Genomic DNA, 20,756 nt, shown 5'->3' with positions numbered 1-20,756 from the left:
ATCGATGTCGGCGATGATCGGCACCACGTGGGTCTGGAAGTTGTCGATCTTGGCCTGAACGTCGGCTTCCTTGGCGGCGTCGCCGGCGTCGCGGGCGGCATCCAGCTCGCGGAACAGGCCGCCCAGCTCACGGGCGTCGGCCTGGCGCAGGAAGGTGTACAGCTCTTCGATCAGCGCCGGTACCGAGGTCTTTTCGTGCATCGACTGGTCCGGCAGCGGGCCGAACTCGGAGCGCAGCGCGGCGATCATCCAGCCGGACAGGTACAGGTAGCGACGGTCGGTGGTGCCGAAGTGCTTTTTGATGGAGATCAGCTTCTGCTGGCCGATGAAACCGTGCCAGCAGCCCAGCGACTGGGTGTACTGGCTGCTGTCGGCGTCGTAGCGGGCCATGTCTTCACGCATGATCTTGGCGGTGTAGCGGGCGATATCCAGGCCGGTCTTGAACTGGTTCTGGGCGCGCATGCGGGCGGCGTATTCCGGGTTGATAGCTTCCCAGGCAGTGCCGTTGGCTTCACGCAGGCTGGCAATGGCGTCGATATCGTTTTTGTAGTTAGACATGGTTCCAATCCCTCAGGGTTGTGCAGTGTCGGCAGCCTTTCGAACTTAGCACTGATCTATTGCGGAAAAGCCGGTTTGGCCATTTATTAAGCTCTTTTTCGTTAAATAGAACCACTATTCGCCTCAAAAGAGCTCAACAACTGTCTCAAAACGGCCTTTCCCTCGCTACGATCGGCCAAGCCCGAAAGGCTGCCAGGCGACTGCTTTAATTCAGGCTCGAAATCGATTCTAGGGGGTGGCCTGGCATAATTGAAATAAATGGTGATTATTTGCAACATTCATGAAATGAATATAGGTTCGAGAGTCTAGCTATCCCTGAATACAGCCCGGTGACCGAACGATGAACCTTGAACATGTCGACCTGAACCTGCTGGTCTATCTCGATGTGCTGCTGCGTGAGCGCAATGTGACCCGCTCGGCCAGCTTACTGGGCATCAGCCAACCGGCGATGAGCAACGGTCTGCGCCGCTTGCGGGAGACCCTGGGCGATCCGCTGCTGGTGCGCACCAGCGAGGGGATGATGCCGACCGAACGGGCGCAGGCGTTGCAGCCGTTGTTACGGCAGATCCTGGCGCTGGCCGAACAGGTGGTCGAATCGAGTGCCGAGTTCGACGCCCGTTCCAGTGACCGGGTGTTCCGTATCATGACCAGTGACTACGGCGAGTCGACCTTGATTCCCAGGGTATTGGAGCGGCTGGCGGAGCAGGCGCCTGGCGTGGTGCTGGATATCCTGACCCCCAGCGATATGAGCTTTCTGGAGGTGGAGCAGGGCCAGGTGGATCTGGTGATCAACCGGTTCGACAGCATGCCGCAGGCGTTCCACCAGTTGACCCTGTGGCAGGACAGCTTCTCCTGCCTGCTCAGCGCCGACAACCCGATCGCCGATGACTTCAATCTGGAGACCTACCTGCAGGCCAACCATGTCTGGGTTAGCAAAACCGGTATGGGCGCCGGCATGGGATTGACCCCCAAGGATACCAAGCGGCTAGGCTGGGTCGACGAGGCGCTGCAGCGGATCGGCCAGCAGCGCCATATCACCGTCTTTACCCGCCATTACCAATCGGCGGCGCTGCTGGCCGAGCAGAAAGAGCTGGTGGTGACCATCCCCAGCCGGGCCGCGCTGGCACAGCAGGATAACCCGCGCCTGGTGATCCGCCGGCCGCCGTTCGAGATCCCGAATTTCGAATTGAAGATGGCCTGGAGTCCGCTACTGCAGCACAACAGCTCGCACCGCTGGCTGCGGCGGTTGATTCAGGAGGTGGCTCAGGGGAGCGGTCTAGCAGGGCTTTGCCGCGCCTGACCACCAAAGTCGCCATTGCAAAATCTACGTCGCCCGCAGGCCTTGCCAACCGCTGTCGCGGTCAGAGCCCGCTGCTACAGGGGCCGTGCCGTAGCAGCCCGCTCCGAGGGCGACCGCTATACAGCGCCCATGAGGCTTATTGGTCCAGGTCGCTGTAGATCGACCCCTGCCGAAGCAGCGCTTCCAGCAACTTGCGCTCAGCAGCGCTCGGTGCGGCGTTCAATTCAAGCCAGCCGCTGTCGGCCAGTTGCTGTACCAAAGGCAGCTCGGCTTCATTGAAACTGTGCGATTGGCCATCGGCGAACAGCAGGTAACCGCCATCCGACTGACGGCGGTAGGCCAGCCGGGCGCCTTCGCTGCGATAGAGGCTCTCGCCGGTCCGTAGCGGGCTGTTGATCGAAGCCTGATCAGTGGCCAGCTCGGGGTACTTGGGCTCGGTCATATACTCGCCGAACCAGCGGCTGAGCAGGTCCGGCTGGTCGATATACTGGCGCATCAATGCCTGCAACCGCTCGATCGCCCGGTCGTCGATTTCGCCCGGGTGCTGCGGCCGCCGCAGGTCAGGGTCGGCATAGCGCAACTCGCCGGCCAGCCGGTCGGCCAGGAAACGGCTGAAACCCTGGAAAATCTCGCTGTGGGCGGGGGCCCGGAAACCGACCGAGTAGGTCAGGCAGCCGTCGCCGGCAGCGACCCCGTTATGACCGACCCGTGGCGGCAGGTAGAGCATATCGCCCGGTTGCAGCTGCCAGCTCTGCTCGGCCTGCCATTCCGGCAGGATCATCACCGGGGTATCCGGCCGGCGCGGGCTGTCTTCGCCGTACAGGCCGCCAACGTCCCAACGGCGGCAGCCTGCCGCCTGGATCAGGAACACGTCGTAGTTGTCATAGTGCGGGCCGACCCCGCCGCCGTCGGCGGCGTAACTGATCATCAGGTCGTCCAGCCGCCAGTTCGGCACGAAATCGAACTGCTCCATCAACGCCTGGGCGTCCGGCACCCAGTGATCGACCGCCTGCACCAGCAGGGTCCAGTACCGCTCCGGCAGGCTGGTGAAGCGATCTTCGCCGAACGGGCCGTGCTCGAGCTGCCATTGCTCGCCATCGGCATCCTGCAGGATAAGCCGGGACTCGACCTCCTCCTCGCAGGCCAGGCCGGCCAGCTCGTCGGCGCCGACCGGGAATTCGAAATCGGCAAAGGCGCCCCGGACCAGCAGCGGTTTCTTCTGCCAGTATTCGGCCAGGAACTGCTCGATACTCAGTTCACCGAAGATGCTTGTCTGCTCCATCAGTCGAGGAACTCCATCAGCCGCTCGACCGCTTCCTCCATCTCGGCCATCACCTTGCGGGTGTCGCGGGCGGACAGCGCGGCGATCCGGTTATTGCCGACCTTGTTCAGGCAGCTGCGGATGATCTGGGCGTTCTCCCGGATGCCGGCGGCGTTGTACTGGTAGCTGTCGGCCTGATGGCTCATCTTCTGCAGACCCTCGTGCAGGTTGGCGGCCTGGCTCAGCAGGTTTTTCAATTCAGTTTGCATGGGCGTCTCTCCGGGAGCTGTTGTTATTCGTGGTAAATGGCGGATGGCCGTTAATTATCTTTCTTGTCGTCCAGGGTTTCCTCGACCGAGGTCAGGATTCCGCGCAGCATATTGAGCTCCACTTTCTCCGGCCGCGAGCGGTTGAAGTAGCGGCGCAGTTTCTCCAGTACCTTACCCTCGTGCTGCGGGATGATGAAGCGGGTGCGGCGCAGTACCCGTTCCAGGTGTTCGTAGAACAGGCCCATCTCTTTTTGCAGCGGGTAGGGCTGCGGCTGTTCCGGGTAACTTTGCTGCTCGGCCGCCATCCAGATCTCGTAGCAGAGCAGCTGGATCGCCTGGGCCACGTTCAGTACCGGATAGGCGGGATTGGCCGGGATATAGACGTGGTAGTTGCACTGGGCGATCTCGCTGTTGTGCAGCCCCATGGTTTCGCGACCGAACACCAGCGCCACCGGTGCGGTGCGTGCTTCCGATACCGCTTTCTGGCCGCATTCGCGGGCATCCAGCTTGGGCAGGTTGAAGGTGCGGTCGCGGGCGCTGGTGCCGATTACCAGCTGGCAGTCGGCGATCGCTTCCTCCAGCGTCTCCACCACCTGGGCATTGTCGAGCAGGTCCTTGGCGCCGGCGGCACGGGAGACCGCTTCTTCGCTGGGATAATCGTTGGGCTGCACCAGGTAGAGCTGGCTGAGGCCCATATTCTTCATGGCGCGGGCGGCGGCGCCGATGTTGCCGGGGTGAAAAGTGTTGATCAGGACGATACGAATATTGTCGAGCATGTAACTGTTGGCATCCGGTCTGGGTTCGGCTGCCGGGTGCGGCAGCCGAGTGCGATTGAGGTGGGAATCGGCGCGGCCGGGGCCGCCGGTGCGATTCAGGTGCTGGAGCCGGATTGAAACGGAAATGGCGGCATTGATCAAGCCATTGCCGCCGGTTGGGTCGATTGAAGGGCTATCAAAGCGCGTCCGCAAAGCGGCGCAGGTCCCAGATAAAGCGTTCGCGGTGCCACAGGTGTGGGCTGTGGTCCGATTCCTCATAGATGTGCAGCTCGCTCTGCGGGATCTGTTCCGCCACCCAGCGGGCCAGCTCGGTGGAGTAGAACTGGCTCTGGTCGCCATAGATCAGCAGTGCCGGGATATCGATCTCGGCCAGCAGCTCGCGGTAGTCACGCTGGGTCAGCGAGTCCCAGCACTGGATCAGCGGCGCCGGGCTGAGCGAACGCAGGTAGTCGCGCATCTGCTGGAAACCGCGCGAATTACGCTCGTAATTCTCCCTGGAGCGCGGGTTGTTGCCCAGCGCGACCAGCTCCAGCACCCCTTCGGCGAAGTCCTCTTGCAAGCGTGCCAGGAAGGACTGGTTGCGGTGATAGTCGAAGTCGCCGTAGATACCCTTGCGCCAGCTGCCGTCGGTGACCAGCTTGGGCGACTGGTCGACCACGCAAAGCCCGGCCAGCCGAGCGCTGCCAAAGCGGCGCATGTACTCCCAGGCGGTCAGCGCCCCCATGGAGTGGCCGATCAGGGTGACTTCGTGCAGGTCGTGATGCTCGATCAGCTGCTGCAGGTCGTCCGCCATCCGTTCGATATCGGCGTCGACTGCGGCGTTTTCAGATTGGCTGCCATGTCCGCGCGCTTCCCAGCAGAACACCTGGAACCGGTCGGCCAGCTCCGAGGCGAACGGCAGCCACTCGCGGGCATTGGCGGTCCAGCCATGCAGAAAGATCAACGGCCGCCCCTGGCCCAGGCTGATATAGCGGATGGCGCTGCCATCGGCCACGGTAATCGATTCCATACTCATCCCTTCAGGTTCCTGTTTGCTGCCGTAGATAGTGCCACAGTCTGTGGAGGGCGAGCATAGCGGAGAATTATGAAAATTGAGCGTAAAGCCGAAAGCTGCGAGTGCTGTGCGATAGGGAGCTGTATAAAAAACGGGGCCGCTGAGGGCCCCGTTGTTCGGTGTTACGACTTTTATTTAAGCCGTAAAAAACAGGATCAGATCGCCTTGGCCTGATCGACCGCGTTACCGATGTAGTTGTGCGGCGTCATCGCCTTCAGCTCGGCCTTGGCGGCTTCCGGCAGCTCCAGGGTGTCGATGAACTCCTGGATGGTGGCTTTGTTCATCACCTTGCCGCGGGTCAGCGCCTTCAGCTTTTCGTACGGCTCTTCGATGGCGTAGCGACGCATTACGGTCTGGATCGGCTCGGCCAGTACTTCCCAGCTGTTTTCCAGGTCTTCGTTCAGGCGCTGTGCGTTCAGTTCCAGCTTGCTGATACCTTTCAGGCTGGCCTGGTAGGCGATCAGGCTGTAGCCGAAGCCGACGCCCATGTTACGCAGTACGGTGGAGTCGGTCAGGTCGCGCTGCCAGCGGGAGATCGGCAGCTTGGCTGCCAGGTGCTGCATGATGGCGTTGGCGATGCCGAGGTTGCCTTCGGAGTTCTCGAAGTCGATCGGGTTGACCTTGTGCGGCATGGTGGAGGAGCCCACTTCGCCGGCGATGGTCTTCTGCTTGAAGTAGCCCTGGGAGATGTAGCCCCAGACGTCGCGGTCGAAATCAATGATGATGGTGTTGAAGCGGCAGACCGCGTCGAACAGCTCGGCGATGTAATCGTGCGGCTCGATCTGGGTGGTGTACGGGTTGAAGGTCAGCCCCAGGCTCTCGACGAACTCCTTGGCGTTGGCCTGCCAGTCGACGTCGGCGTAGGCGGACAGGTGGGCGTTGTAGTTGCCCACGGCGCCGTTGATCTTGCCGAGGATCTCGTTGTTCTGCAGCTGTTTGATCTGGCGCTGCAGACGGTAGGCGACGTTGGCCATCTCCTTGCCGACGGTAGTCGGTGAAGCGGTCTGGCCGTGGGTGCGCGACAGCATCGGCTGGGCGGCGTAGTTGCGGCCCATTTCTGCGATGGCGTCGGTCAGCTGCTGCATTACCGGCAGCATGGTGGCCAGGCCTTCTTTCAGCATCAGCGCGTGGGACAGGTTGTTGATGTCCTCGGAGGTGCAGGCGAAGTGCACGAACTCGCCGACAGCGTTCAGTTCGGCGTTGTCCTTGATGCGCTCCTTGATCAGGTACTCAACCGCTTTCACGTCGTGGTTGGTAGTCCGTTCGATCTCTTTGACGCGCTCGGCTTCGGCCATGCCGAAGTTGTCGACCAGATCGTTCAGCAGGGCGTTGGCAGCGTCGCTCAGTGCCGGTACTTCAGTGATCTGCGGGTGAGCGGCCAGTTTCTGCAGCCAGCGAACCTCGACGGTCACACGGGCACGGATCAGGCCGAATTCACTGAATACGGGACGCAGGTCAGCGGTTTTGCTGCCGTAGCGACCATCAACCGGGGAAATAGCGGTGAGGGCGGAAAGCTCCATGAATCGATCTCTTCGTTCACTCAGTTAACGGAAAGGCGGCATTATAGACAAAAAGGGCCAGCGGTGCGACGGCAACTAAGGCACGCGCCGGTGAACGCCGGCGCGTAAGGGATAAGCGGGATCAGTGGGGCTGCTTGATCTTCTTCAGCGACGGCCGGAGGCGGGAGCGGAAAAATAGCAGGTGCCAGCGCTTACCGCCGACCTGGCGCCACAGCATCGCCGCGCGGATACCGGCCAGCAGCAGGGCGCGGATCTTGGCGGCGTTTTCGCTGTTCTGCAGCAGGCGCGGGTCGCCGCCGACCTGGATGCGGAACTTGAAGGTGCTCAACGTCTCCTGGTACAGGCTGGCCAGGTTGGCGACCACACTGGGATGGGCCAGCGCGCTGGGGTTATCCATCGGGTCGCCGCCTTCACTGTTGAAGTAGCGGGCCTGTTCACGGATCTGGTTCAGCCGGTTGCCGATATGCTTCATCATCTCGCTGTTGGCGCTGAGCTTGCGCTCCAGGTGGATCATGCTCAGCGCGTAGTTGGTGACGTTGCGGTTCTGTTCGGCTTTGCTGCGCTCGACCAGGTCCTGCAGGTTACGCAGTCCCAGGCTGAGGTTGTAGGGCAGGTCGTGGGTGCCGCCGAAAATATCCTCGGTCTGTTTGGGATTGGTGACGAAAACGCTGTAGATCGAACTCTCGAAGTTGTTCTGGGCTACCATGCCGCGGGTGGCGATCTGGTCGACCAGGGCCGCCGACTGGAACAGGGCGGCCAGGGCGATGGTTTGTTCGTCGTGTTGGCGTGACATGCGCGATCCTGCTTAATGTTCTTTTTGGCCGGTGGTATCTATAACACCGTCTTTACCGGTATTTTCGATAACACCGCCGCCGAGGCAAATATCACCATCGTAGAACACCACCGATTGTCCCGGGGTGATCGCCCGTTGCGGTTGGTCGAATTCTACCCGCCAGCTGCCGTCGTCCAGCCGTTGCAGAGTGCAGGCCTGGTCCGACTGGCGGTAACGTACCTTGGCGTGTAGCCGGGCCGGCGTCTGCGGCGGCTGGCCGGAGATCCAGAAAATATCTTGGGCGCTCAGCCAATCGGTGAACAGCAGATCGTGCTGTTTGCCCTGTACGGCGATCAGCACGTTGCGCTCCAGATCCTTGCCGGCCACGAACCAGGGCGCTTCAGGGTAGCCTTTCAGGCCGCCGATATGCAGCCCCTGGCGCTGGCCGATGGTGTAATACATCAGTCCGCTGTGCTCGCCGATCAGGTCGCCGTCCGGTGTTTCGATCTTGCCCGGCTGGGCGGGCAGGTACTGTTTCAGGAAGTCGGCGAAACGGCGCTCGCCGATGAAGCAGATGCCGGTGCTGTCCTTCTTGTCGTGGGTAACCAGGTCGTGCTCTTCGGCCAGTTGGCGTACTTCCGGCTTTTCCAGCTCACCGACCGGGAACAGGGTCTGGGCCAACTCCTCTGTGCCGACCTGGTGCAGGAAATAGCTCTGGTCCTTGTTGTCGTCCAGCCCTTTCAACAGGGCGGCGGCGCCGTCGACTTCGCCGCGCCGCACGTAGTGACCGGTGGCGATCAGGTCGGCGCCCAGCTCCTTGGCGTACTCCAGGAACGCCTTGAACTTGATCTCCCGGTTGCAGAGGATGTCCGGGTTCGGCGTGCGGCCGGCCTTGTACTCGGCCAGGAAGTGTTCGAACACGTTGTCCCAGTACTCGGCGGCAAAGTTGGCCTTGTGCAGGGGGATGCCAAGCTTGTCGCAGACCGCCTGGGCATCGGCCAGGTCCTCCTTGGCGGTGCAGTATTCGGTGCCGTCGTCCTCGTCCCAGTTCTTCATGAACAGGCCTTCCACCTGGTAACCCTGCTGCAGCAACAGCAGTGCGGAGACCGAGGAGTCGACACCGCCGGACATGCCGACGATCACTTTCTTGGCTTGGTTGTCGAGGTTATTAGTGCTCATTCAATCGCCGCACTCATCTCATTCTGGTGTTCATAGATAAAATCGAGCGGGTAACGCTGACCCGCCAGGTAGTCGTCGATGCAACGCAGTACCATCGGGCTGCGCAGGCTGTCGCTGCGTGCCGCGATCTCATCGCGGGTCAGCCAGTGGGTACGCAGGATGCCGTCGTCCAGTGGTCGTTCCGGTTCGTGCTCGCGGGCCTTGGCATAGAAGCACATGCGATGGTAGGTGACGCCGTTGGCCGGTGCCTGGTAAATGTACAGGCCGACCAGGTATTCCGGGTCTACATGCCAGGCGGACTCTTCCAGGGTTTCACGGACTGCGGCATCGATAAAGCGCTCGCCCTCTTCAACATGACCCGCCGGTTGATTCAGCACGATGCTGCCGGAGGCGCGCTCCTCAATCAGCAAAAAGCGGCCGTCTCGTTCGACAATGGTGGCGACGGTAGCATGGGGTGTCCAGACCATAGCTTCTCTATCGGGTTGTACTGTTAGATAAAGGCCGCACACGATACCATTAACGTCATGATTTTTCCTCTTTCAGACAGGCGAGTGCAAGCGATGGCGAATACCCTGGTACGTGTCCAGAATGAAGACTTTGATCTGGCGGCCCTGGCCGAGCAGCTACGCTCCGAGGATGCCAGCAGCGGTGCGATCGTGACCTTTACCGGCATCGTTCGGGAGCTGGTCGACGGTGAATTGCAGGGGATGTTTCTCGAACATTATCCCGGGATGACCGAAAATGCGTTGCGGAAGATCGCCGAGCAGGCGCATCAGCGCTGGGATCTGCAGCAGGTGATCATCATTCACCGTGTCGGCGAGCTGCATCTTAACGACAACATCGTGTTCGTTGGGGTCGGTAGCGGTCACCGCAAGGACGCCTTCGAAGCGGCGCAGTTCGTCATGGACTACCTGAAAAAGGATGCGCCGTTCTGGAAGAAAGAGATCAGCGCCGACGGCGAGCGCTGGGTCGAGCAGAAGCAGAGCGACCTGGCTGCCGCCGGACGCTGGAAGAAGTAGCCTTGCCTGCCGGGCGCGGCAGGTTTGCCACTTCCTGGCGATAGCTGCCCGGCGCCAGCCCCTCTATCGACCAGTTACCGATCCGTGCCCGGATCAGCCGCAGGGTCGGGAAGCCGACCGCTGCGGTCATCCGCCTTACCTGCCGGTTACGGCCCTCGGTGATGGTCAGCTCCAGCCAACTGGTCGGGATATTCCGTCGTTCGCGGATCGGCGGGTTGCGTGGCCAGACCGCCGGCTCCTTGATGATTCTCGCCTTGGCCGGTCGGGTCGGGCCGTCCTTCAGTTCCACGCCACGCTGCAGTCGCTCGATCGCCTCCGCGCTGAGCTCGCCCTCCACCTGCACCCAGTAGGTTTTCGGCTGCTTGAACTTCGGGTGGGCCAGATGATTCTGCAGACTGCCGTCATCGGTCAGCAGCAGCAACCCTTCCGAATCGTAATCCAATCGCCCGGCGGCATAGAAGCCGGGCTGGTCGATGTAGTCGGCCAGGGTGGATCGCCCCTCCGCATCGGTAAACTGGGTCAGAACCTGGAAAGGTTTGTTGAATAGCAGGATGTTCGACATTGGTCTGGTTGTGTAGTAGCGGCGGAGTTCGACTAAGCTGGGCAGGGGCAGAGGGAATATATCTGCCATGCAGTCGATATTCTAATACGAATCCAGGGGACGTTCTCAATTATTAGTCATTCAGAGCGTCCCCCTCTATAGAGTGGAGTAGAGAATGGGATACCAGAATATTCAGGTGCCGGCCGAGGGCCAGAAGATTACCGTCAATGCGGACGCCTCCCTGCAGGTGCCGGACCACCCGATCATCCCCTATATCGAGGGTGACGGTATCGGCGTGGACGTTTCTCCGGTGATGATCGATGTGGTCAACGCGGCGGTGGATAAGGCGTATGGCGGTGCCCGCAAGATCTCCTGGATGGAGGTCTACGCCGGCGAGAAGGCCACCCAGGTCTATGATCAGGACACCTGGCTGCCGGAGGAGACCCTGGCGGCCTTCAATGAGTTTTCGGTCGGCATCAAGGGGCCGCTGACCACCCCGGTTGGTGGCGGTATCCGCTCGCTGAACGTGGCACTGCGCCAGGAGCTGGACCTTTACGTCTGCCAGCGGCCGGTTCGCTGGTTCGAAGGGGTGCCGAGCCCGGTCAATAAGCCCGGTGACGTGGATATGGTGATCTTTCGTGAGAACTCCGAGGATATCTATGCCGGCGTGGAGTGGAAGGCGGGTACGCCGGAAGCGGAAAAGGTGATCAAGTTCCTGACCGAAGAGATGGGCGTTACCAAGATCCGCTTCACCGAGGGTTGCGGTATCGGTATCAAGCCGGTTTCCGAACAGGGCACCAAGCGGCTGGTACGCAAGGCGCTGCAGTACTGTATCGACAACGACCGTGACTCCCTGACCTTGGTCCACAAGGGCAACATCATGAAGTTCACCGAGGGGGCCTTCAAGGACTGGGGCTATGAGCTGGCAGCGGAGGAGTTCGGCGCGGAGCTGCTCGATGGTGGTCCGTGGATGAGTTTCAACAATCCGAACACCGGCAAGCAGATCGTGGTCAAGGATGTGATCGCCGACGCCATGTTGCAGCAGATCCTGTTGCGCCCGGCCGAATACGATGTGATTGCCACATTGAACCTGAACGGCGATTACCTGTCCGATGCGTTGGCCGCCGAGGTAGGTGGTATTGGCATTGCGCCGGGGGCCAACCTGTCGGATACGGTGGCGATCTTCGAAGCGACCCACGGCACCGCGCCGAAGTATGCCGGTCAGGACAAGGTGAATCCGGGCTCGGTGATCCTGTCGGCGGAGATGATGTTGCGTCATATGGGCTGGATCGAAGCGGCCGACCTGATCATCAAGGGGATGGATGGCGCCATCGCCGCCAAAACGGTGACCTATGACTTCGAACGGCTGATGGAGGGGGCGACCCTGCTTAAGAGTTCCGAGTTCGGCCAGGCGATTATCGGCCATATGTAAGTGCGCTGCTGGCATTCATGGTCGGCACTTTTCTTGATATCCGCCCCGCCGCTGAGTGGGGCGGATCTGTTTTGAACGGGATGATCGTTTCGGGGAGGCAGGCCGGGCAGCCCGGGCTGTGGTTGGCGACAACAGCTAGCATCTGGCGTGATGGGAGATGTGATGCCAAAGGCGAAAAGCCCATCGGGGCGCCGATGGGCTGTGGTTATCCCTTGGCGGGAGACATGCAGATGGCCCTATAGCCTGCGCCTAACTGGCTGGCAGCCGTTAGGCCGTTAGTGGCCGTTTACGGGCTTGATATTGACTGCATGGATGCCTTTGGGGCCGGGCTGGGTCTCGAACTCGACCTGCTGTCCGGCTTTAAGGCTCTTGTATCCGTCTACCTGTATGGCTGAGTAGTGTGCAAAGAGGTCTTCTCCATACTCATCCGAAAGAATGAATCCATATCCCTTCGCATTATTAAACCATTTCACTTTCCCTGTTTGCATACAGTACTCCTGATATGACTACACGATATAGTTCTGCCAGCCAAGCCGAGACAGCGACTGCTACAATTTTTGCAGAGGCTGCATGAGGCCATTACTACAGGGACATCAGTCACTAAGCTCTCCTGCTTTACGGGAGTATAGCACCTCGTTCAAAATGCAATATACGCTTAGATTTCAATTTTATATCTTTTGATAAGAGCGTATCGTTCTTTATAGAACTGATGGTTATAAGTGTAATTTAATAGTATTCAATCTGGACAAAGTCTCAATGAGTTATCGTCAGGCACTAATCGTATGCGGGGATGAACCGGAACAGCATGACGGGCAGGGTACCGGTACCGTTGTCGAGGAGGCCAAGCCGGAGCTTAAGCAACCGGCGATGTATCGGGTGGTACTGCTGAATGATGACTACACTCCAATGGAGTTCGTCGTGGAGATCTTGATGCTTTTCTTCAGCATGGATCAGGAGAAGGCAACTCAGATCATGCTTGCAGTGCATACACAGGGGAAGGGCGTGTGTGGTGTATTCACCCGGGATGTCGCTGAAACTAAAGCGGCGATGGTGAATCAATATGCAAGGGAGAGCAATCACCCGCTGTTATGTGAAGTCGAGAAGGTTTGAGGGAGGCGACAAAATGTTGAACAGAGCGCTGGAAGATACCCTCAGCGTGGCGTTTAAGAACGCGCGGAACAAGCGTCACGAATTTATGACCGTCGAGCATCTGCTGCTGGCGTTGCTTGACAATCCTGACGCAGCCGATGTGCTGCGAGCCTGTGGAGCGGACTTTGATAGCCTGCGCAAGACCTTGGTCGATTTCGTCGAGGACACCACGCCTTTGCTGCCGGAGAACATTCCCAATGTGGAGACGCAGCCAACGCTGGGATTCCAGCGAGTGCTGCAGCGGGCGGTGTTCCATGTACAGTCCTCCGGGCGCCATGAGGTGACCGGCGCCAACGTACTGGTGGCGATATTCAGCGAGCAGGAAAGCCATGCCGTCTACCTGCTGCAGAAGCAGGGCGTGGAGCGCCTGGATGCGGTGAACTTCATCTCACACGGTATCGCCAAGGGCGGCGAACCGGATGAGGAGCCGGATCAGGAGTCGTTGGCTGAAAGCGAATCGCCGGAAGACAAGAACAAGAGCGCGTTGGCGCGGTTTGCCGTCAACCTCAATACCCAGGCTTCCCAGGGGCGTATCGACCCGCTGGTTGGTCGTTTGGCGGAGGTTGAGCGGGTGGTTCAGATCCTGTCGCGGCGTCGTAAGAACAACCCTCTGCTGGTCGGTGAGGCCGGGGTCGGTAAAACGGCGATCGCGGAGGGGTTGGCCAAGCTGATTATCGAAGGCGAGGTACCGGATATCATTGCCTCGTCGGTGGTCTACTCACTCGATCTGGGTGCGCTGCTGGCCGGTACCAAGTACCGCGGCGATTTCGAGAAGCGGCTGAAAAGCCTGCTCAATGAGATCAAGCGGCAGCCCCATGCGATCCTGTTTATCGACGAGATTCACACCATCATCGGTGCCGGTGCGGCATCCGGTGGCTCGATGGATGCCTCAAACCTGCTCAAGCCGCTGCTGAGCTCCGGTGAGCTGCGCTGTATCGGCTCGACCACTTTCCAGGAGTTCCGCGGCATCTTCGAGAAAGACCGTGCGTTGGCGCGTCGTTTTCAGAAGATCGATGTGCTCGAGCCGAGTGTCGAGGTGACCTGGCAGATCCTGCGTGGGCTGAAGAGTCGCTTCGAAGCGCATCACGAACTGGTGTATACGGACGAAGCACTGAAAGCCGCTTCTGAGCTGGCCGATCGTTATATCAACGACAAGCATATGCCGGATAAGGCGATCGACGTGATCGACGAGGCCGGTGCCTATCAGCGGCTGTTGCCGCCGGAGCTGCGCAAGGACAAGGTGGATGTACCCGAGGTCGAGGCCGTAGTGGCCCAGATCGCCCGTATCCCGCCGAAGAGCGTGTCCGCGTCCGATAAGGATCTGCTGGCCAAGCTGGACAGTAATCTCAAGATGGTGGTGCTGGGCCAGGATCAGGCGATCGATACGCTGGCCTCGGCGATCAAGCTGTCCCGTGCCGGCCTGAAAGAGCCCAACAAGCCGGTCGGCTGCTTCCTGTTCTCGGGGCCGACCGGGGTCGGTAAGACAGAGGTCACCAACCAGCTGGCGCGGCTGCTCGGTATCGAGCTGGTCCGCTTCGATATGTCCGAGTATATGGAACGCCATACGGTATCGCGTCTGATCGGTGCGCCGCCGGGCTATGTCGGTTACGACCAGGGCGGCCTGTTGACCGAGGCGATCACCAAGTCGCCGCACTGTGTATTGCTGCTGGATGAGATCGAGAAGGCCCACCCTGAAGTGTTCAACCTGCTGCTACAGGTGATGGACAACGGTACGCTGACCGACAACAACGGCCGCAAGGCGGATTTCCGCAATGTGATCCTGGTGATGACCACCAACGCCGGCGCCGAGCAGATGAGCCGTGCGTCGATTGGCTTTACCCAGCAGGACCACTCCACCGATGGCATGGAGGCGATCCGCAAGATGTTCTCGCCGGAGTTCCGTAACCGGCTCGACTCGATCATCCAGTTCAAGCCGTTGACCACCGATATCATCAAGGGGGTGGTCGACAAGTTCATTACCGAACTGCAGGCGCAGCTGGATGATAAAAGCGTGGTACTGCACCTGACCGAAGAGGCACGCCAGTGGTTGGCTGAGCAGGGATATGACCAGCAGATGGGTGCCCGTCCGATGAAGCGGTTGATCCAGGAGCGGATCAAGAAACCGCTGGCCGAGATGATTCTATTCGGAGAACTCGCCGAGGAGGGTGGCGATGTCGAGATCGGTGTCTCGGAAGAGGGGGATTTGCAGTTGGAGGTGATGGTGGCAGCCTGAGGGCTGCCATCCGGTCACCGGGCGAAGGCGCCTGTTAACGCGCGCGGTATACGATACGGCCCTTGCTCAGGTCGTACGGTGTCAGTTCAACTTTTACCTTGTCGCCGGTCAGGATGCGGATGTAGTTCTTACGCATCTTGCCGGAGATGTGCGCGGTGACGATGTGGCCGTTTTCCAGCTCAACACGGAACATAGTGTTGGGCAGGGTATCAACCACGGTGCCTTCCATTTCAATACTGTCTTCTTTAGCCATTCAGTCTCTACCTCGTCAGGCCAATTACCCGGACCTTAATAAAGCGCCGTATTTTGCCCTAAACCGCTGTTCATGGCAAAACCATTTATACATCAACGAATAAGCACCCAGCTGTTGTCGAGCAGCATCTCGATCGGGCGGTAGGCGAGCTTGTAGTTCATCTTGCGACAATCCTTGACCCAGTAACCCAGGTAAAGGTAGGGCAGCTTCAGCCGCTCGCACTCGCTGATCTGCCAAAGAATCGCGTAGCTGCCGAGGCTGCGCTTATACTCTGCCGGCTCGAAAAAGGTATAGATCGCCGATAGCCCCTCTTCGAGAAAGTCGCTGACCGCCAGTGCTATCAGCTTGTTCTGCCGGTCGCGGAACTCGAAAAAGACGCTCTCCTGATCACCTTCCACCAGGAACGACATGAACTGCTCTTCGCTTGGCGGGTACATGTCGCCATCGGCGTGTCGATCGATAATATAGCGTTCGTACAGCTGGTAGTACTCGCGGTTCAGCTGCGGGCTGACGACCCGTACCTTCAGGTCCCGGTTGCGGGCCAGAATCCGCTTCTGGCTGCGGGTGGGGCGGAACTGGGTGCAGGGGATGCGAACCGAAATGCAGGCCTGGCACTCGCCGCAATGGGGGCGGTAAATATGTCGGCCGCTACGCCGAAACCCCAGTTCGGAAAGCTGGCTGTAGGTATCCTTGGCGATGATCGCCTGGGGGTCGACGAACAGCGTTTTGGCCTCCCTGTTCGGCAGGTAGCTGCAGTGGTGCCCAGGTGTGGCATAGAAGTTGATAGATCTCAGATTCGTCATCGCGGGCGCTCGAACCAATCGTCGGCAAGGGTAATCTGCCAGGGATGCTTGAGCCTTGTTTCCGCATGCTGATCGAGGATCCCCAGGAATTGTTGGCGGGGAATCTCCCGGGCGCCGAGGCTCATCAGATGGGGGCTGCTCACCTGACAGTCAACTAAAGCATAGCCCCATTCACGAAGTTGTTCGACCAGCCAGGCGAAGGCAATTTTCGACGCATCGCGTTGCCGGCTGAACATCGATTCGCCGAAAAACAGCCGCCCCATGGCGATGCCGTAGAGGCCGCCGACCAGTTGTTCCTGCTGCCAGAGTTCGACCGAATGGGCCCAGCCGGCTCGGTGTAGCTGGCAATAGGCCTGTAGCATATCCCGGCTGATCCAGGTGCCGGGTTCACCGCGACGTGGTTCGGCGCAGGCCTGCATTACGGCAGCGAAATTCTGATCCAGGGTGACCCGGTACTCACGCCTGCGCAGTGCCTTGCGCAAGCTGCGGGAAAGATGGAGCTGATCCGGGAACAGTACGCAACGTGGATTGGGGCTCCACCACATGATCGGGTCGCCCGGGCTGTACCAGGGAAAGATGCCGTGCCGGTAGGCGTTGAGCAAGCGTTGCTCGCTGAGGTCGCCGCCAAAGGCCAGCAGGCCGTTCGGCTCGTCCAGTGCCTGGTCCGGTGTGGGGAAGTCGCTCGCTTCGAGCAGCCAGGGGATCATGGGTCCGTGTTCCGATAGAGCCCAAGAGCGTAGGAGTGAGACGAGAAGGGCCCGTCAGGGCCCTTCATCAGCTGAGCCGGTATCAGCTCAGGTCGTCCAGGTAGCGCTCGGCATCCAGCGCAGCCATGCAGCCAAAGCCGGCCGAGGTGATCGCCTGGCGGTAGATATGGTCGCAGACGTCACCGGCAGCGAATACGCCCGGAACGCTGGTCTGGGTCGCATTGCCTTCGGTGCCCGACTGGATCTTCAGGTAGCCGTCTTTCATCTCCAGTTGGCCGGCGAAGATGTCGGTGTTCGGCTTGTGGCCGATAGCGATGAATACGCCTGCCAGGTCCAGCTGCTGTGTGCTGTCATCCAGCTTGCTCTTCAGCCGGATGCCGGTCACGCCCATGTCGTCGCCCAGCACTTCATCCAGCTGATGGTTCCAGATGATATTGATGTTGCCGTTTTCGGCCCGCTCGAACAGCTTGTCCTGCAGGATCTTCTCGGCGCGCAGGCTGTCGCGGCGGTGGATCAGGGTCACTTCGTCGGCGATGTTGGACAGGTACAGTGCTTCTTCGACCGCGGTGTTGCCGCCGCCGACCACGGCGACCTTCTGGCCGCGGTAGAAGAACCCGTCACAGGTGGCGCAGGCGCTGACGCCCTTGCCCTGGAACGCCTCTTCCGACGGCAGGCCCAGGTACTGCGCGGATGCGCCTGTGCAGATGATCAGCGCATCGCAGCTGTACTGACCCATATCGCCTTTCAGCGTGAACGGCCGGCTGTTCAGGTCGGCTTCATTGATATGGTCGAAGATGATTTCGGTGTCGAAACGCTCGGCGTGCTGCTGCATGCGCTGCATCAGCTCCGGTCCCTGAACGCCTTCTGCATCCCCCGGCCAGTTGTCGACGTCGGTGGTGGTGGTGAGCTGGCCGCCCTGCTGCATACCGGTGATGATGACCGGGTTGAGGTTGGCGCGCGCAGCGTAAACGGCGGCGGTGTAACCGGCCGGACCGGAACCGAGGATAATCAGGCGGTGATGCTTGGTTTCGCTCATGGGAGTCTGTGTCTCTTATGCCTAAAACAACGAAAGAGCAAGGATAGGCCGAATCTGTTTTTTTGCAAGCGAACAGCGCCGGCGAACGCTGCAACAGTCTGATGCGACAGATGATTTTATGCCCCTTCGGGGAGCTGCGAGTTATCAGCTGCAAGTCGTAAGTGACATGGCGGGCAGGTTGGTAGGAGAGCGCCGACTCTCTGTGGCTCCACTACGGGGCTGATTTGGCGAGCTGCTTGAAGCTTGGTGCTTAAAGCTTCGGCAGCCCCGATGGCGTTTGCCCGGCACTCGGCGATTTATGGTATCGTCTGCGACGTTTTCAACCATCATGCGACAGAGGGACTGTATTGAACGCTGAGAAGCACCCCAAAGCCCCGCCATTTCCTATGTTACTGGCCCGAACCTGTAAGGAATCGGGTTTGATAGTTGTATTGGGGGCTCTGTTGTTTCTGATTCTGGCGCTGGTCGGTTACGACCCGCGCGATCCCGGCTGGTCCCATACCGGCTATCAACCGCAGGCGCAGAATTTTACCGGCGCGGCCGGCGCCTGGCTGGCGGACCTGATGATCTCGGTGTTCGGTGTGGGGGCCTACCTGGTGCCGTTGCTGGTGTTGGTACCGACGGTCCGCTTCCTGAGCCGGCGCAGCGTGACGTTGATGGAATCGGTACCCTATTTCATCTTGCGGGCCAGTGGGGCGCTGCTATTGCTGGCGCCGTTCTGTGCCCTGGTGGCGACCCATATCGCCAACCGGACGCTGGCTTATCCGTTCAGCGCCGGCGGCCTGTTGGGCGAGGCGTTGTCCGACTGGAGCGTTTCCTGGTTCAGCGTGGCCGGTGGCTCGGTAATGCTGTTCGTGACCATGCTGGTGGGTTTTACCCTTTATATCGAACTGGGTTGGCAGCTGGGGCTGGAACTGCTCGGCGACCGTATCATGCGTGGTCTGCGCCGGCTGCTGCCGCAGCGGGACTATGACGATCAGTATGATGACGAGGTCTATGATCCTGAAGACTACCGCAGCGAGAGCGACATTGATGTTCAGCCGGAAGAGGTGGCCGCTGAGCCGTCACGCCAGGTCGCCAAAGTAGAGAAGGGTGGCAAGCCGGCTGAGTCGGTTAGTGAGCGTCGTGAACCGGCGATGGACCTGGATCTGCTGGCCGAGCCCCAGCCGGCAGCGGTTGACGCCGACTACGACGAGCCGCCGTTCGTACCCGATCCGCCACGACAGCAGGCCGCGGTCGCGCAGCCGGCGGACACCGCCAAGCAGCAGGGCGAAGAGGCGCGCAAGAACCTGAAGATCGTGCCGCTGGCCGAGGCCCACAAGCCGATGCAGGCTACCGAGCTGGGGCTGGAGGCGCAGCAGGGCGCGGCCAAGCCGAAGCTGAACAAGCGCACCTTGCCGTCGCTGGATCAACTGGATCCGCCGGCACTGAACCAGACCGCCGGTTATTCCGACGAGCAGCTGGAGCAGATGTCGCGGCTACTGGAGTCCAAATTGAAGGACTTCAACGTAATCGCCGAGGTGGTCGAGGTCAACCCCGGCCCGGTGATCACCCGATTCGAGATCCAGCCGGCGCCGGGCGTCAAGGCCAGCAAAATCACCAACCTGGCCAAGGACCTGGCCCGTTCGATGGCGGTCTCCAGCGTGCGGGTGGTGGAGGTCATTCCGGGTAAGTCGGTGATGGGGGTCGAGATCCCGAACGAGCACCGCCAGACCGTCAGCCTCAGCGAGGTGCTGAACTCCAAGCCCTATAAAGAAGCCAGTTCCAAGCTGACCCTGGGGCTGGGTAACGATATCGCCGGTAACCCGGTGGTGGCCAACCTGGCCAAGATGCCGCACCTGCTGGTGGCCGGTACCACCGGTTCCGGTAAGTCGGTCGGCGTCAACGCGATGCTGCTCAGCCTGCTGTTCAAGGCCACGCCGGATGAGGTGCGGCTGATCATGGTCGACCCGAAGATGCTCGAGCTGTCGATCTACGAGGGGATTCCGCATCTGCTGACCCCGGTGATCACCGATATGAAAGATGCCGCCGGCGCGTTGCGCTGGTGCGTCGGCGAGATGGAGCGCCGCTACCGGCTGATGGCCAAGATGGGGGTGCGCAACATCGCCGGCTTCAACGACAAGCTGCAGGCCGCCCGTGCCAGCGGTCAGCCGATCAAGGACCCGCTCTGGAACCCGGAAGAGCAGGGGCTGCCGGCCGATCATCCGGCACCGGACCTGGAGTCGCTGCCCTATATCGTGGTGGTGATCGACGAGTTTGCCGACATGATGATGATCGTCGGCAAGAAGGTCGAGGAACTGATCGCCCGTATCGCCCAGAAAGCCCGTGCCGCCGGTATCCACCTGATCCTGGCGACGCAGCGGCCGTCGGTGGACGTGATCACCGGCCTGATCAAGGCCAACGTGCCGACCCGGATCGCCTTCCAGGTCTCCTCCAAGATCGATTCGCGCACCATCCTCGACCAGGCCGGCGCCGAACACCTGCTGGGCTGGGGCGATATGCTCTACCTGCCGGCCGGCACCAGCCTGCCGAACCGGGTACATGGCGCCTTCGTCAGCGACGACGAGGTGCACCGGGTGGTGGATGCCTGGAAGAAGCTGGGCACACCGGAATATATCGACGAGATCCTCAGCGCCGATGACGGCGAGGGGGCGGCAAGCGGCGGTTCAGCCGGGTTGTTCGATGATGAACAGGACTCACTCTATGATGAAGCGGTGGCTTTCGTCACCGAGACCCGCAAGGCGTCGATCTCCAGCGTGCAGCGCAAGTTGAAGATCGGCTACAACCGGGCCGCCCGGATGATCGAGACCATGGAAGCGGCCGGCGTGGTATCGCCGGCCGGCAGTAACGGTCAGCGGGATGTTCTGGCGCCACCGCCACCGAGGGATTAAACC

At 60.5% G+C, this 20,756-nt stretch carries 20 protein-coding genes and 1 pseudogene; 6 read left to right on the top strand and 15 right to left on the bottom strand.

Annotation, left to right across the window (positions count from 1 at the left end; translation table 11 throughout):
* A pseudogene (locus K6T12_RS14815) lies at window positions 1-558 on the bottom strand (isocitrate lyase); the annotation flags it as partial.
* A 340-nt stretch (window positions 559-898) separates the two neighbouring features.
* On the opposite strand from K6T12_RS14815, the gene K6T12_RS14810 reads away from it, so the two are divergent.
* Window positions 899-1,858 carry a LysR family transcriptional regulator gene (locus tag K6T12_RS14810; protein ID WP_222223651.1) on the top strand — a complete coding sequence of 320 codons (960 nt, stop codon included), beginning with the start codon at window positions 899-901 and terminating at the stop codon, window positions 1,856-1,858.
* A 136-nt stretch (window positions 1,859-1,994) separates the two neighbouring features.
* Here K6T12_RS14810 and K6T12_RS14805 read toward each other — a convergent pair whose 3' ends face one another.
* From K6T12_RS14805 to K6T12_RS14770, 8 genes are all read right to left on the bottom strand, one after another.
* Entirely contained in the window at window positions 1,995-3,140 is a 1,146-nt protein-coding gene (locus K6T12_RS14805) for a cupin domain-containing protein (protein WP_222223650.1), read from the bottom strand.
* Entirely contained in the window at window positions 3,140-3,388 is a 249-nt protein-coding gene (locus tag K6T12_RS14800) for a hypothetical protein (RefSeq protein ID WP_222223649.1), read from the bottom strand. Before K6T12_RS14800 ends, K6T12_RS14805 begins: the two co-directional genes overlap by 1 nt.
* 50 nt (window positions 3,389-3,438) lie before the next feature.
* Window positions 3,439-4,164, bottom strand: coding sequence for a tRNA (cytosine(32)/uridine(32)-2'-O)-methyltransferase TrmJ (trmJ, locus tag K6T12_RS14795; protein WP_222223648.1), 726 nt, complete (start codon window positions 4,162-4,164; stop codon window positions 3,439-3,441).
* A gap of 175 nt (window positions 4,165-4,339) precedes the next feature.
* A complete protein-coding gene (locus K6T12_RS14790; protein WP_255611766.1) occupies window positions 4,340-5,179 on the bottom strand; it encodes an alpha/beta fold hydrolase in 840 nt (279 codons plus the stop codon).
* A 194-nt stretch (window positions 5,180-5,373) separates the two neighbouring features.
* The gene (purB, locus tag K6T12_RS14785) at window positions 5,374-6,738 is read right to left on the bottom strand and encodes an adenylosuccinate lyase (RefSeq protein WP_222223647.1); all 1,365 of its coding nucleotides are present in this window, start codon (window positions 6,736-6,738) and stop codon (window positions 5,374-5,376) included.
* Window positions 6,739-6,859: 121 nt separating this feature from the next.
* Window positions 6,860-7,531: a high frequency lysogenization protein HflD gene (gene hflD, locus K6T12_RS14780; RefSeq protein ID WP_222223646.1), complete on the bottom strand. Its 672-nt coding sequence runs from the start codon at window positions 7,529-7,531 to the stop codon at window positions 6,860-6,862.
* Window positions 7,532-7,543: 12 nt separating this feature from the next.
* Entirely contained in the window at window positions 7,544-8,689 is a 1,146-nt protein-coding gene (gene mnmA / locus K6T12_RS14775) for a tRNA 2-thiouridine(34) synthase MnmA (protein WP_222223645.1), read from the bottom strand.
* Entirely contained in the window at window positions 8,686-9,156 is a 471-nt protein-coding gene (locus K6T12_RS14770; protein WP_222223644.1) for an NUDIX hydrolase, read from the bottom strand. The genes mnmA and K6T12_RS14770 overlap by 4 nt, the downstream gene beginning before the upstream one ends.
* A gap of 93 nt (window positions 9,157-9,249) precedes the next feature.
* On the opposite strand from K6T12_RS14770, the gene moaE reads away from it, so the two are divergent.
* Window positions 9,250-9,708, top strand: a complete 459-nt coding sequence (gene moaE, locus K6T12_RS14765) for a molybdopterin synthase catalytic subunit MoaE (protein WP_222223643.1) — start codon at window positions 9,250-9,252, stop codon at window positions 9,706-9,708.
* Here the strand turns inward: moaE and K6T12_RS14760 are convergent.
* On the bottom strand, window positions 9,635-10,270 hold the full coding sequence (locus K6T12_RS14760) for an rRNA large subunit pseudouridine synthase E (RefSeq protein ID WP_222223642.1): 636 nt from the start codon (window positions 10,268-10,270) through the stop codon (window positions 9,635-9,637). The genes moaE and K6T12_RS14760 overlap by 74 nt on opposite strands.
* A gap of 154 nt (window positions 10,271-10,424) precedes the next feature.
* On the opposite strand from K6T12_RS14760, the gene icd reads away from it, so the two are divergent.
* A complete protein-coding gene (gene icd, locus K6T12_RS14755; RefSeq protein WP_222223641.1) occupies window positions 10,425-11,681 on the top strand; it encodes an NADP-dependent isocitrate dehydrogenase in 1,257 nt (418 codons plus the stop codon).
* Between the two features lie 275 nt (window positions 11,682-11,956).
* Here the strand turns inward: icd and cspD are convergent, their stop codons facing one another.
* Complete coding sequence (cspD, locus tag K6T12_RS14750) at window positions 11,957-12,169, bottom strand: cold shock domain-containing protein CspD (RefSeq protein ID WP_222223640.1); 213 nt, start codon at window positions 12,167-12,169, stop codon at window positions 11,957-11,959.
* 268 nt (window positions 12,170-12,437) lie between these two features.
* Between cspD and clpS the strand changes: the two genes are divergently transcribed.
* Window positions 12,438-12,791 (top strand): ATP-dependent Clp protease adapter ClpS, encoded by a 354-nt coding sequence (clpS, locus tag K6T12_RS14745; RefSeq protein WP_222223639.1) that lies wholly within the window; start codon window positions 12,438-12,440, stop codon window positions 12,789-12,791.
* Window positions 12,792-12,804: 13 nt separating this feature from the next.
* Entirely contained in the window at window positions 12,805-15,063 is a 2,259-nt protein-coding gene (gene clpA, locus K6T12_RS14740; protein ID WP_222223638.1) for an ATP-dependent Clp protease ATP-binding subunit ClpA, read from the top strand.
* 34 nt (window positions 15,064-15,097) lie between these two features.
* Here clpA and infA read toward each other — a convergent pair whose 3' ends face one another.
* The 4 genes from infA to trxB form a co-directional block, all read right to left on the bottom strand.
* Complete coding sequence (infA, locus tag K6T12_RS14735) at window positions 15,098-15,316, bottom strand: translation initiation factor IF-1 (RefSeq protein ID WP_078319170.1); 219 nt, start codon at window positions 15,314-15,316, stop codon at window positions 15,098-15,100.
* Window positions 15,317-15,408: 92 nt separating this feature from the next.
* Entirely contained in the window at window positions 15,409-16,119 is a 711-nt protein-coding gene (locus tag K6T12_RS14730) for an arginyltransferase (RefSeq protein ID WP_222223637.1), read from the bottom strand.
* The gene (aat, locus tag K6T12_RS14725; protein WP_222223636.1) at window positions 16,116-16,826 is read right to left on the bottom strand and encodes a leucyl/phenylalanyl-tRNA--protein transferase; all 711 of its coding nucleotides are present in this window, start codon (window positions 16,824-16,826) and stop codon (window positions 16,116-16,118) included. Before aat ends, K6T12_RS14730 begins: the two co-directional genes overlap by 4 nt.
* Before the next feature lie 82 nt (window positions 16,827-16,908).
* Window positions 16,909-17,862 (bottom strand): thioredoxin-disulfide reductase, encoded by a 954-nt coding sequence (trxB, locus tag K6T12_RS14720; RefSeq protein ID WP_222223635.1) that lies wholly within the window; start codon window positions 17,860-17,862, stop codon window positions 16,909-16,911.
* 386 nt (window positions 17,863-18,248) lie between these two features.
* Between trxB and K6T12_RS14715 the strand changes: the two genes are divergently transcribed.
* Window positions 18,249-20,753: a DNA translocase FtsK gene (locus K6T12_RS14715; RefSeq protein ID WP_222223634.1), complete on the top strand. Its 2,505-nt coding sequence runs from the start codon at window positions 18,249-18,251 to the stop codon at window positions 20,751-20,753.
* The last annotated feature ends 3 nt before the right edge of the window (window positions 20,754-20,756 follow it).

The sequence above is a fragment of the Marinobacterium arenosum genome (assembly GCF_019795155.1).
In the GTDB taxonomy this organism is placed as follows: Bacteria; Pseudomonadota; Gammaproteobacteria; order Pseudomonadales; family Balneatricaceae; genus Marinobacterium_C; species Marinobacterium_C arenosum.
The sequence above is the reverse complement of the archived record's forward strand: the minus strand, read 5'-3'. Positions and strand labels throughout refer to the sequence as shown.